This window comes from Desulfobacterales bacterium (genome assembly GCA_028704555.1).
Classification (GTDB): domain Bacteria; phylum Desulfobacterota; class Desulfobacteria; order Desulfobacterales; family JAQWFD01; genus JAQWFD01.
In genome coordinates this window covers 1-12,586 of record JAQWFD010000003.1, presented here as the reverse complement: position 1 = coordinate 12,586, position 12,586 = coordinate 1, and the positions used below count along the sequence as shown (strand labels likewise).

The window sequence follows — 12,586 nt, the reverse complement described above, 5'->3', positions numbered from 1 at the left end:
ACGAATGGGAGCCGGCTTTGATCTGCATGCACAACATGCGTTCAGGAAAAATAAAACAAGTGGGAGATCTGCTTCAGGAAGTAATAAAGAATAGATTTGTTATATATGACTGCCAGAGATTGTCAAGGGATACTGTTAGCAATTTACGCAGGCTGTCCTGCGCTTCTCGAAAAAGGCGGACCCTGCGGAGCTACTGCGCTCAGCCGGCCGAAGCGTCTCCAGTTTCATGACCAGAGCCCGCCTCTTTTCGAGATGCACAACGCGGAACAATAGGAAATGGGCTTACCGACTGTTAAAAATCAGCTTCATCCAGCGGAAATATCTGCTCGGGACTCAGGGCTTCCGTTTTTTTCTCCGCCAGCTGCTTTCCGGCTGTCTGACGGCCCTGAAAAACTGCCTTTTGACTGGTTTTGCCCCCATCGCCACCGAATTGCCGCCCGGATTCAACGCCCCTGGCACCCACCAGATCGGCCAATTCGCTCACATAGTCCTTCATCTGTTCTGCCTGGGCGCTCATTTCTTCAGAAGCGGACGCGGATTCTTCCGCGCTGGCGGCATTCTGCTGGGTTACCTTGTCGATCTCGGAAACGGTGGTATTGATCTGTTCAATGCCCCGGGACTGTTCCTGGGAAGCGACCGCTATTTCACTCACCAGCACACCGACCCTGGCTGCGCTGTCGACCACCTCAGAGAAAGCGTCATTGGTAGCCTTGACCAGGATAGCCCCCTGTTCGACCTTTTTTATCGTACTGTCGATCAGTTCCTCAGTATTTTTTGCGGCTTCTGCGGATCGTATGGCCAGGTTCCGCACCTCTCCCGCCACCACCGCAAACCCGGCGCCCGCCTCGCCGGACCTTGCAGCCTCCACCGCAGCGTTCAGTGCCAGAAGGTTGGTCTGAAAAGCGATTTCGTCAATCGTCTTGACAATTTTGGATGTGTCATGACTGGCCGTTGAGATCTCATCCATGGAGATGGTCAGCTGCCGTATATTTTTATTGGCTTTGTCCGCAATTTTATTGGATCCCTTGGCAAGTGAATCAGCCTGGCCCGCATTTTCGGCATTTTGCCGGATCATTGCGGCCATCTCTTCCAGAACCGAGGAAGTCTCTTCAAGTGAGGCCGCCTGCTCGGAGGATGCCTCGGCAAGCGACTGACTCGTGGATGACACCTGACCCGATCCGGCGGCTACCTGTTCAGCACCGGTACGGATTCCAAGGATAACCCGTGTCAGCCGTCCCACAACCCTCCGGGTGTTAACCAGCGCATAGACAATTCCTATGAGCAGGGATGCAATCAGGAGCCCCCACATGACCGTAAGCGAAATTTTCTTAACCGCTTTCATCTTTTCAACCGCGAATCCGGCCAGAGCCTCTTTTGCTTTCATTATCATCGCGTTATCATCAAGCATCTGTTTGTAAACATTGGCCTGATTTACTACCGCTTCGTGGTGTTTCAGGATACTCCCCCGGTATTTGACAAACCCGCTTTCGATCAATTCCGCCTTCGCCCGTAGCTTATCGCTGTTATTGATTTTAGCGAACCATTCATCGTATGCAGCCTGAAATTCGGAAAATCCGATATTGACCTGTTTCCAGCGATTGTCGGAATTCCGGTTCATATACCCGCCAAGAACGACCTCCATTTTCCCGACACCGTTCTGCATCTGATCGAGCCATATTTCTCCGGCGTCGATACACGTTCTAAGATCCATGGCCTGCTTGACAATGATTTTTTCCATATCCATTTTCCGGCTTTCGATGTTACAGTATTCATCGAAAGCGCCCTCATAGCTTTTCAGCTTTTTCAGGAGTATGTCCGGCTCTTTTCTCCCGGCATCTACCAGCAGCTGATGCCCCTGAATCTTCCGGACCAGCTCCCGACTCTGCTTGAGCCACCGGCTCGCCCGCTCCCTGGCAGCGGCCTGCAACGACCGGCCCTCATCAAAATTGTTGAGCAGATAGTCCGAAACCTCCACTTGCGCAGTAATGAAATTTTCCGTCAGACGATTGGTTTCCTGATAAAGTTCCTGGACATTCATCACCTGAGTCAGACCCCAGTAAGAGGTCAGCCCAACGACCAGCATGAGCATCAGAATTATCGCAAAACCCGAACCGATCATCTTTCCAATTGTCTTTTTTTTAACCTGTTTAACCATTTCACCTTTCCTCCCCTGAATGTGATGTCGCGCATACCGAAAAAAAACCGGCGTCAGAATAACTGAGATTCAACTCTATCCGGCCTCAGGCACTCGGCAGGATTTAAACAAATAATGTGCAAATCATTTGTCCAGAAGCCCTTGTTTCGAGCCCTGCTGACGGGCAGCCGTTTTGATGAATGCAAAAAATCGGATCAACCCGGATAGCAGGTTAAAAAGCGGCTTTAATATTTTCGAGCAGATTTGAAAGATGGGGCACTGCAGATTTTAGTCCTCTCCCGTAATAATTATCGGTAACGCGGGTATTACTTTTAAGCGCTTTGATCTTAAAAAAACCACAAAAAAACGAGACCTTTCTGCCGCACATTTACGCTTCGTTCTCATACCGCCGGATCGAAACCAACAATTATTCGGGGCCACGGGAAGATCTGGTGAAAGTCGTACCATATCAAAACGAAGCTGTAAACGATGTCCTTTCAAAAAACGCTGAACAATGTCAATTTTTTTAAAAAGAGCAAATCAAGTCAGTAAAACGGCAATATCAGACCTTGTTATTTATGACTGACGGAGACGACTGGCAAGGAATAATAATGACAGCAGGCGTGTGAGGATGGAATTGTACCGGGGAATGAAAAAGGTAATCGGAACCGATTTGTTCATCTGCCGGCTGACCGGGCAGCGGGTGGCTTGTCATCAACCGGCGGTTTTGCCCGCCGGGCTGACGGCCGCTGTCTTATCAACGGCAAACGAACAAATCAGGTTCCATACGCGACGGATGATCGCATATCTCTGACGCTATCTTAACAAGTCCATGTGCATTGGACACATTCCGTTACCGCCGGCATGGATTCACACGGCTGGAACAGGTTAAGGTACCGTTCTATTCATTTCATCAAAAGGTTCCGCAACGCATCAGACCGGTCTGACAAGCAGCAGCCAGACATGGGCGATGATCACGCTGATGACCATGTAGGGGAACGCAACTTTCAAAAATCCGATAAAACTGATCTTATAGCCCTTGGATTCCGCGATTCCCATGGTGACGACGTTGGCCGATGCACCGATCATGGTTCCGTTTCCACCAAAGCAGGCGCCCAGCGCCAATGCCCACCACAGGGTATTTTCAGCTCCCGGGATGACCTGGCTCAGGTAGGCCACGATCGGCAGCATGGTGGCGGTAAACGGAATGTTGTCGACAAACGCAGACAAAACAGCAGCTACCCACAGGATCAGGCTACAGGCAATGATAAAGTTACCCTGTGACAGTTTCAGAATCCAGTCGGCGATCAATGCCAGAAGTCCGCTGGACTCCACCGCACCGACAAGGATAAACAGGAAAATAAAAAACATCAGGGTCGGCCATTCAATATCTTTTTCAATCAGTTCAATGAGATGGACTTTTTTTGTAGCCAACGCGATGGTCAGAAGCACAGCAGCGCCCATCAGGGCAGCGATACTGACTTCCATATGCCAGTACCCGTGGCTGAGGAACAGGAATACAACAAACAACAGGACTGCCAGACCGTATCTGAGAAGTGACGGATCCTTGATTTTATATTTTTCTTTCAGCTGCTCGATATATTTCGAAACGTTATCGACCTTGGCAGAATCATAGTCTTTCCCCCACACCATTTTTGTATAGACAATCAGGGCCACCGTGCTGAGCACACAAATCATGCCCAGGGCAACGACAAAATGCATGAATGTCAGACCGGCAAACGAACCGATCATGATGTTGGGCGGATCACCGATCAGGGTGGCGGTTCCGCCGACATTGGAGGCCAGAACCAGAGGAATCAGCATGGACAGCGGATTGATGGACAAAGAGGTACAGATTTCAATGGCAACCCCGGTCAGCAGAAGCATCGTGGTAACGTTATCCAGAAACGCCGAGGCTATGGCGGTAAAGATCATCAGGTAAATGGCAAGGACAAACACTTTACCTTTCGCCAGCTTGTAGGAGATATACGCGCACCACTGGAACACCCCTGTATTCTTCAGGATGCCGACAATGATCATCATTCCCATCAGAAGGAAGATAACGTTCATGTCGATAGAAGAAATAGCCCGTTCAAAGGAGAAAATATGATATTCCGGATTGACCGTTCCGATGGTGTAGGAAATGACCAGCATCAGACTGGCGCCCAGCATGGCGGCGACTGTCCGGTGCAGCACCTCAAAGGTGATCAGCGCATAGGCCAGAATAAATACCAGGGTGGATATCCAGAAAGCTGGGCCAAGCACCCGCTGCATCGTGATATCTTCACTGATGAACAGATGGTCACCCTTCTGGGCGAGTTCCTTTCCCTCAAATTGCAGGCTCTGGGATTTAAAACTGCTCTTTTCAACATCCAGGCGGATAATCGTCGATTCGATTTTATCTTTTTCAAGCAGAAACCGTACGACATAATTGCCGTGACGAGCCGTTTCAACCCGGTTGATCTCCTGATCGTTTGCAAAAACAGTTACCTCCGCCTCTGCGATCGGTTCCGAATGGTTATCAAGGATCACTCCGGAAATATTAATGGTCGCCCCATCCTTTATCATCTCCGCAGAATGACCGGCTCCTGAACCATGAGCGGAAAACGCTGCGGGCACAAACAGCATCAGCGCCAGCAAAGCCGCTATAACATACGTGAATTTAAAATTTCTCATAAACATTATCTCCCGAGTTACAATTACAGTAATTTTCAGATAAGACCAGATAAGACCAGATAAGAACGGATAAGAACTGACGGTCTCTTAAAAAGTCCGGCTGCCGGGTTAAGCGTCATAAGGGCCTCGGCAATTAAAATTCCGATATGGAGCTTTCTACAAAACCGTCTATTACTTGCCTTCTTACGATTTTATATCACCCCCTTTTTAAATTCAGCGCTCGTATCGAATTTCGATTCCGTATATATGATCGAGTCGACGCACCAATCCACAGACCAGGCAGTGCCGGACGGCAGCTGAAAATTGCCTGAAATCCGGGAACACTCTTCCTGACGACAGACTGCTAAACGACTTATCAGCCTCAGCAGCGATTTATTCGCATCCTGTGAAAGATCCGGCGCAACACAGCCGGCAATCTCAATATTCCGATCGGCATGGACTTAACAAAGCCAAACGAAATCAGATCAATATTATTGGGAAACAGCAGAAAAGTCGTTTGCTCACATCGAACCGCACGCTTTCGACAGAACAACTGCCTTTGGCAGGTTGAAATAATTCTGAGAGGCTATGGATTTGCCTCTGGATATTTGAAAATGTTAAACTGTTTAATTCTCTCGAAAAGCTTAACACCCTCAATAATTGGGGGATGCTTTGGGGGGGAATTATAATCTTTAGTCCCTGCCTGGGGCTGCAACTTATTCGAATCTCATTCAATAGACTTTTTTTACCTGTGAATAGACCGGAATGCGGTATATATCGAGAATCAGAGCATGTCAAGCATTTAATTGACTCATATTTTCACATCGTTCCGGCGTTGAAATCTATCGAAAAATCCGCGGAAATCCGCAAACAAAATAAATATTTTTCCAAAGAAAAGTCCAAGCATTTCAGTGTGCTCTGGATTCACGCCCGCGCGGGAATGACGGGTGGGGGTACTTTTTACGAGTTCATCAAAGTTCAATGTCTCAGTGTTTTTCTCCGATGCCATCCGGAACCGTAACGGTGTGTGTACCGATACCGACGACATGAACGAGAATCATTTCATTTGCGTCCACAATGTCTGCCAGGGAATTTGTTCGGGATCACGGTCTCCCGCAAACACTTGTTCGATGGCCGTTGCATCATCACACCAGCGCATGGCCAGCAAATCCAGCAAAACAGACTGTGGAACCGCTTTTTGAAAGCAGAGAGCGGCCTGCGCAAAATGCCAGACATAAAACCCGGCCGCCCTGCCCACAATCGTTCCTGCCCAATCAGGCGTTTTCGCCGTCGCCAGGATTTTCAACAAATCGTCACATGCCGGGCGCTGAGCCACATGCCCCTGGCCTGCCGGAACATGGCGCACCAAAAGCCCGCCCCCGAAAACCACTGCACTGACAAACGGGGTGGCGGAATGCGCACATACAGCGGCCAAAGCACGCTCCTGTTCCGGTGACACATTAAACGCAACCCCGGTAAAGCCATCCGCCGTCAGTTTATCGCACCCGTCCTCCGCCATGTGAACAAACTGAATCGCCGTAGCGGCGGGCACAAATTCTTCCAAACGTTTGCGCAGGTGCGCCTCCTGTCCGGCGTGCTCAGTGCCGATCCGCAAGGTTCCGATGCCCGACTGAACCGCGCACTGCAAAAAATCCTCCGCCAGCCGCTCATCGGCCCAAACCCCCACGCCCGCGTCTGAAAAGGCCTGCCACCCCGCACTGCCGAACATGGCACGCCCCATCTTAAAGCGGACAGCATCCCCGGTTGTCATCGTCATATCAACCTGTCTCCCTGGTCCTCGGAATTGCGCCACCGGCGGACACATGCCATCACCGCCTCGGTGCCCTGCCGCCAGACACGATTGAGCTGGCCCACCCGCGCGATGATCTGCCGGCCATCAACTGAACGCATCCGCTTCATATCGAAACTGACCACCTCCGGAAAAACCACCGCACGCCCCTGCCCCGTCACATGCTTTAACGCATTTAACGTGCCCAGAGAGGCCGACAAATAGTTCATACAGGAAATATCCGAAAAATGCGCCACACCATGCAGCCGGAAGTTCTCCAGCATTTCGCCAATCGCCTCTTCGGTATAACCGGCCAGCACCACCGCAAACAGCACCGACTGAAGCGCCATCATGCGGCGAATTTCAGGATCACCGAAATTTATGGACTTCTGCCCGGGGCCGCGCGAAAAATGTTTCCATGCCGATGAATAGGAATGCGATGGACCCGGCAGATACATCGTATACTGGCTGCAAAAGCCCATGGCGCTCACCATGGCAAAGGGAATATCCGCCCGCTCGCAGGCCATCCCGACGGCCGATTGCGCCGCAAAATTATCCAGCGCCGATATCACGACATCGGCCCGATCAATCAACCGCGCCACCGCATCCGTCCGGGTCAAATCCCCCTGGAAGGTCTCTACCCGGGTCGGCGAATCAGTCCATTGGGCCAGGCGCTCCTGTACCACATCGGTTTTATTGCGCGCAACCGTTCGAGGCGAGGCAAAATTCACCGCCATTTGAACCCCCCGATAATACGAATCACCATACAAGCGGCTCCAGGCCACCGCCAGCTTGACCGGCTTGCCTTCGTATGCCTGAGCACCGCCAAGTTTTCCGGGGCATTATTCTTTCTTATCCTGCTTTCATCTCTATAAAACAGGTTTTGAGTTCAACGGGATCAATTCTGGCAAAGACCCGTTCAAATGTATCCGCAGACGGAATTCCATGCGGAAGCTCTAACAATCCTCTAAACCACTCATGTTTTGCCCGACCAAATTCGGCGATATGTTCAAAGCTGTCAGCGTTTCCGATAACAGCACATATCGCGATTGTTATGATGTCAATCAGTTTGTGACGCCTATTATCTCTTCTTGAGTCGGAAAGAACAGAGAAATGCTTTAAAATGGATGAATCCACGTCTTTTGCCATGTCGACCTACTTGAAATATTGTTAATAATTTCAAGGGGTAGTACATTTAAACCAAATGCGGTTACCCTGGCCTGGTGCCAGAAATAATAAATTCCTGTGTTCCGTAAGACAAAATCAGGGGGGAAGCTGAAATTTCAAATCAATTTGACACCGGGCCCCGCTTCCAGTAACTTGAAATATATCGATTAAATGAATGAACGACAACGGGCTGAAGCCGTTGTATCTCCAGCCTCTGCAACCTTCCGAAAGGACCTTTCATGGACAAGACCGGGATATACCGTTTTTTTCTCAAAGACACCATCCGCAAATCCATTGACTTCCGGACCACGGACCAGAGCCGGGGCGTGCCGGCACCGCCGGTCGAAAAGCCCTTTGATCCGGCCGCTCCCCGGGTCCGGCTGCCAAGCCCTGACCAGTGGGCGCCGCTTATCGGAAAAACGGATCTGCTCTCGGCCATCTCCGGCAGGAAAAGCCGGCGCAAATTCACATCCGGCTCGCTGAGCATCGAAGAAACCGCTTTTCTGCTGTGGGCCACGCAGGGCATCAGAAAGGTTGCGGGCCCGCACGCTGCCTACCGGACCGTGCCGTCGGCCGGAGCACGCCACAGTTTTGAGACGTACCTTTGGGTCATGCGGGTTGACGGCCTTCAACCCGGACTTTACCGGTACCTGCCGGTTGAAAACGAACTTCTGGTAATGGGTGAGGTCAAGCACATGGAAGAGCGGCTTTCACGTGCCTGTCTGGGGCAGGATTTTGTTGCCAGAGGAGCGATCACCTTTGTCTGGGCTGCCCTGCCCTACCGGATGGAATGGCGCTACGCCCATGCGGCGCACCGGGTGATTCTGATCGATGCCGGACATGTGTGCCAGAATCTTTACCTGGCCTGTGAAGCCATTCAGGCAGGGACATGCGCGGTGGCCGCATACGATCAGGACCTGCTTGACGAGCTGATTCAGGTTGACGGCACCGACGAATTTGCCGTGTATCTGGCACCGGTGGGAAAGATTCACACCGCCCGCTTCGCTTGAGGCGCAGAGATTAAATATTTTTTTCTCCGCGTTCTCAGCGACTCGAGTGAGCGCAGCAAACGGGCGGTAAATTCAAAAAAACAGAAAAAAGGGACATCATGAGCAAAAAGGACCGGAAAATCATTCTGATTGCCAATTGTCTGGTCAATCCTTATACGCGCGTTCACATTCTGGGGCAGAATTTCCCCCTGACTCGGGAGCTGATGGATTATCTGCTGTCACGAAAAGTCGGCATTATCCAGTATCCCTGCCCGGAAACCACGGCCATGGGCCTTTTGAGAAATCCCCAGGGGCGTCAGCAATATGACAATATTTTCTTTCGGGAACACTGCAAGCAGCTGCTGAAAGTGCCCATGCTCATGGTCAGGGAGTTCATCCGGAACAAATACCGCCTGACCTGCTTCATCGGGCTTGAGAACAGCCCGACCTGCGGGGTTCACTGGGGAAAACACAAGGTCAACCGGTTCCATACCGAATCACCGGTTCCGATCGACTATCCCGACCCGGATGACCCGTTGCTCAAAGGAATCATGATCGAAATCCTGACCGAGGAACTGTCAAAAGACGAAATCGAGGTTCCCTTTCTCGAACTGCCTGCCACCTCGCCCCCGGACTCGGAAAAACGAAATAAATTCTGGAAAAATCTGAAACACTGCGTGGAGCCATTGTCACAATAATAAAAACACGGTACCCGGAACCGATCTTACCCGAGGCAAGCTTATACACAAAGCTGGCCCGCCAGCCTGATATCCTTTCGTCCTGATAAAAAATAACCGGCAAATGCGAGCCCGTCTGTCAGCCTGACTGCTGAAAGCAGGACGCCCCGTGCGCCAGAGGGTTCAAAAGACATGAAAAATAAAGAAGCTTGTGTTTACTTTATGACCGGTATTCTGATATTTTCTGAATATGTGATATCATGGCAATTTGAATGCGCAAGGAGTATTTTCCATGCAAACCGATTCAGAAAATCTTCACCGGAGCCTGTCAAACCTCAGGCGCCGGCTGCCGGAAGTGGTCAGACAACTTCAGCTGACAGATGAAATCGATCTTTCCGGCTGGATGAACGTTCTGGACACCAAACTGCTGCCCCGGATCGATCCGGAGTTTCCACTGCTGGTTGCGGTGTGCGGCGGCGGCAGCACCGGCAAATCCACGCTGTTTAATTCCATCATCGGATGCCGGCTTTCGGCTGTAGCCGGAAAGGCGGGTCTGACCCGGCGGGTACTGGCCGCAGGTCACGGATCGATGATGAACCGGGACGATTTTCTCGGCATCCTGTTTGAACCGTTCGGCTGCATTCCCCTCCCCCTGACATCCGCCGAAGACCTGATCGTTACCGGACCCCCGGTATATGTGGCCTCCGATGAAATCAATCCGAACTATATTCTCATCGACACCCCTGATTTTGATACCGGCAGCAGCGGGCAATATGACAACCGGGACAGTGCGAGGCAGGTTCTGGAAGCCGCCGATGTGCTGGTATTTATTTTTACGAATGCCACCTATAACAACCTGGACGGCCAGCGGTTCGTCTCCCGGATGCTGACGCAGATCGGCAGGAAAAAATGCGTGCTGGTCTACCGGGTGTATGATTCCTTTACCGACGAGGAAGTCATCGAACATGCTCACGTTCTGGCTCAAAACCTTTATGGTGACGATTTTGCCGACTACGTCCTGGGATATTACCGTACCAGCGACTGCAATGAGGTGGCATCCGGTGACCGGCTGATGGAACTTAAGCCGGTTGACACCCCGGAGCACAGCCTGAATGACCTGCTGGGCCGGTTGACGCCCCGGGACATCCGGGGCGATTACATTCACAGCGCGCTGGCCGATGCCGTTCAGACCGCCCGGAACAGCCTCGAGCAATGCCGCCTGTCGCATGAAAAGCTGCTGCTCTACACCGATATGTGCAAAGTGGCGAAGAGCCGCGCCGTTGCAGATTCCATATCCTCCATTCCGCTTCATGATATCGTGGCATACACCCATGAGCTGTGGTGCCAGACCAGTCCCGGCCTGGTCAAAGGCCTCCGCCGGATGGGCAACATTGCCGGCAGCCCGGTAAAATGGCTGAAAAACAGATTTTCACAACCCCTTCCCGAAAAAACAGTCCCCGAAGATCCGGGCCTGACGTTCGAGAGCGATTGTCTGAAGGCCTGCAACCGGTTCCGGTCCCGGCTGCTGGATCAGACGCTGAGCGTCAATACCACGGCCACCGATCCGAATGGTGCCGGCATGATACGCCGGACAGACAGAATCCGGAAACTTAAGGATCTGAAGGGCAGAGCCCTTCCCCTGTGTGAACGCGCATCGGATCAGATAACGCTGCGTATCACGGCCGAGGCCCATCCGGCGGCAGATGAATTCAAGGGGCCGCTCACGGATATGGACTGGAACATGGTCCGGCAGTCGGTCGAGCAGGCAGCCGGTGAGCTCGGCATTATGCCGGAAGCCATCAAAGCGGAACTCAAAGATCACATCATCGGCTTCCGGGGTGCCATGGGTCGCTGGAACCGGTACCGGGAAACCCTTTTCGCGTCCCTGAACGCCATTCCCAGCGCGCTGGCCGTGGTATACATATTTACCACCGGGGATGCAGTGGCCGGCGGGACAATTCTTGCGAAAATCAGCGGCCTTTTTGGAATGCATGATTTAGCCGCCCTGATTGCACTTCCCGTGTCAACCGGGCTCAACGAGGCTGACCGGCTGCAGCTGCAACGCCTGATCCGGCCGGTAGCCGAAAAATGGCTGGAGATCCGGAAAAATGATCTATCCCGCTTTTTCGACACCCGCATATCCGGCGATTTTTTCATCAACATCGACAAGCGCTGTGAACAGCTGTCGGCCATGCTGGAATCGGTCGAGAATATGATTACCGATATCATCCACACAGGAGCGTCATTAGTCCATGATTCACGAAGAAACACTGATCAAAGCTGAGGGCCGCATTGCCGGGCTTCAGCAGGAACTTGAGTCTATCATACAGGCCCTGGAGCCGCTGACCGGATGGAAGCCCCGCGCATCCCTGCTGGCCCAGTGCCGTCTGATTTCAGAGACCCTCTCCTCCATCGCCGAGCGGATGGACCGAAAGCTGGTCGTGACAATCATCGGCGGCGTGGGAATCGGAAAATCCACCCTGTTTAACGCCATCGCCGGAATGGACGATCTATCGCCCACCGGGCATCAGCGGCCGACCACCCGCAATTTTGTTGTTCTCTGCGAGCAGCGGGAGGATGCGCGGTTTCTGATCGATGACATGGGAAGCGAAACGATCCGCGTGGTGTCCGGCCCGGATGCCCATGCCTTCCCGAACATGATCCTGATCGACACCCCGGATACCGACAGTGCTGAAAACCTCCGGCACCATGAACTGATCGGACAGATACTCCACCATACCGACGTGCTGCTGTGCGGATTTTCCGCCCGAAATCCCAAACGCCGCGACCATATCGATTTCATGCGTCCTTTTGTGGACGCCTACCCCAAAGATCAGCTGTTTGTGGTGCTGACCGAATGCGACCGGGTACTGGAAACCGAACTCAATGACATCATCCAGGACTTCAGGGCCTGCCTTCAAACCGGATGGGACAAAGACGTGAAACGCATCTTTGCCGTGTCTGCCCGCGCCTTTTTAAAAGCACCCGGTTGGGATGAAACTGCCATGCCGCTGCATCCGTTCAACGAATACCCGGCACTCAAATCCATGCTTACCGATGAGTTAAATTCGCCCGGCGCTTATATCAGCACCCGGACAAAGCGATGCGATCACCTGATGGCCTTTTTACGGCAGCAGATATCGGCTTCCATCCGGGTCCCGGAAATCCGGGCATG

At 52.2% G+C, this 12,586-nt stretch carries 10 protein-coding genes; 5 read left to right on the top strand and 5 right to left on the bottom strand.

The annotated features are described in order from the left end of the window. Positions 1 to 292: 292 nt before the first annotated feature. Complete coding sequence (locus PHQ97_01895; protein ID MDD4391485.1) at positions 293 to 2,155, bottom strand: methyl-accepting chemotaxis protein; 1,863 nt, start codon at positions 2,153 to 2,155, stop codon at positions 293 to 295. 610 nt (positions 2,156 to 2,765) lie between these two features. Here PHQ97_01895 and PHQ97_01890 point away from each other — a divergent pair. After that, a complete protein-coding gene (locus PHQ97_01890) occupies positions 2,766 to 2,948 on the top strand; it encodes a hypothetical protein (protein MDD4391484.1) in 183 nt (60 codons plus the stop codon). Between the two features lie 119 nt (positions 2,949 to 3,067). Here the strand turns inward: PHQ97_01890 and PHQ97_01885 are convergent, their stop codons facing one another. The 4 genes from PHQ97_01885 to PHQ97_01870 all read right to left on the bottom strand — a co-directional run bounded on the left by PHQ97_01885 (position 3,068) and on the right by PHQ97_01870 (position 7,727). Continuing rightward, on the bottom strand, positions 3,068 to 4,810 hold the full coding sequence (locus tag PHQ97_01885; GenBank protein MDD4391483.1) for an SLC13 family permease: 1,743 nt from the start codon (positions 4,808 to 4,810) through the stop codon (positions 3,068 to 3,070). 1,036 nt (positions 4,811 to 5,846) lie between these two features. Beyond that, positions 5,847 to 6,566 (bottom strand): hypothetical protein, encoded by a 720-nt coding sequence (locus PHQ97_01880; protein MDD4391482.1) that lies wholly within the window; start codon positions 6,564 to 6,566, stop codon positions 5,847 to 5,849. After that, entirely contained in the window at positions 6,563 to 7,315 is a 753-nt protein-coding gene (locus tag PHQ97_01875) for a ThiF family adenylyltransferase (protein MDD4391481.1), read from the bottom strand. The genes PHQ97_01880 and PHQ97_01875 overlap by 4 nt, the downstream gene beginning before the upstream one ends. A gap of 115 nt (positions 7,316 to 7,430) precedes the next feature. Next, a complete protein-coding gene (locus tag PHQ97_01870; GenBank protein MDD4391480.1) occupies positions 7,431 to 7,727 on the bottom strand; it encodes an ISAs1 family transposase in 297 nt (98 codons plus the stop codon). A gap of 257 nt (positions 7,728 to 7,984) precedes the next feature. On the opposite strand from PHQ97_01870, the gene PHQ97_01865 reads away from it, so the two are divergent. The 4 genes from PHQ97_01865 to PHQ97_01850 all read left to right on the top strand — a co-directional run. Next, positions 7,985 to 8,755 carry a SagB/ThcOx family dehydrogenase gene (locus PHQ97_01865; protein ID MDD4391479.1) on the top strand — a complete coding sequence of 257 codons (771 nt, stop codon included), beginning with the start codon at positions 7,985 to 7,987 and terminating at the stop codon, positions 8,753 to 8,755. Positions 8,756 to 8,853: 98 nt separating this feature from the next. Next, on the top strand, positions 8,854 to 9,432 hold the full coding sequence (locus PHQ97_01860; GenBank protein MDD4391478.1) for a hypothetical protein: 579 nt from the start codon (positions 8,854 to 8,856) through the stop codon (positions 9,430 to 9,432). A gap of 271 nt (positions 9,433 to 9,703) precedes the next feature. Continuing rightward, positions 9,704 to 11,695, top strand: coding sequence for a 50S ribosome-binding GTPase (locus PHQ97_01855; protein MDD4391477.1), 1,992 nt, complete (start codon positions 9,704 to 9,706; stop codon positions 11,693 to 11,695). Further along, positions 11,664 to 12,586 (top strand): 50S ribosome-binding GTPase (locus PHQ97_01850; protein ID MDD4391476.1); only part of this gene is annotated, 923 nt, incomplete at its 3' end. The genes PHQ97_01855 and PHQ97_01850, both read left to right, overlap by 32 nt.

What these genes read in the sequence shown, in the direction of transcription:
- PHQ97_01895 (MDD4391485.1), bottom strand. Translation starts at nt 2,155, where the DNA reads ATGGTTAAACAGGTTAAAAAAAAGACAATTGGAAAGATGATCGGTTCG.
- PHQ97_01890 (MDD4391484.1), top strand. Translation starts at nt 2,766, where the DNA reads ATGGAATTGTACCGGGGAATGAAAAAGGTAATCGGAACCGATTTGTTC.
- PHQ97_01885 (MDD4391483.1), bottom strand. Translation starts at nt 4,810, where the DNA reads ATGAGAAATTTTAAATTCACGTATGTTATAGCGGCTTTGCTGGCGCTG.
- PHQ97_01880 (MDD4391482.1), bottom strand. Translation starts at nt 6,566, where the DNA reads ATGACGATGACAACCGGGGATGCTGTCCGCTTTAAGATGGGGCGTGCC.
- PHQ97_01875 (MDD4391481.1), bottom strand. Translation starts at nt 7,315, where the DNA reads ATGGCGGTGAATTTTGCCTCGCCTCGAACGGTTGCGCGCAATAAAACC.
- PHQ97_01870 (MDD4391480.1), bottom strand. Translation starts at nt 7,727, where the DNA reads ATGGCAAAAGACGTGGATTCATCCATTTTAAAGCATTTCTCTGTTCTT.
- PHQ97_01865 (MDD4391479.1), top strand. Translation starts at nt 7,985, where the DNA reads ATGGACAAGACCGGGATATACCGTTTTTTTCTCAAAGACACCATCCGC.
- PHQ97_01860 (MDD4391478.1), top strand. Translation starts at nt 8,854, where the DNA reads ATGAGCAAAAAGGACCGGAAAATCATTCTGATTGCCAATTGTCTGGTC.
- PHQ97_01855 (MDD4391477.1), top strand. Translation starts at nt 9,704, where the DNA reads ATGCAAACCGATTCAGAAAATCTTCACCGGAGCCTGTCAAACCTCAGG.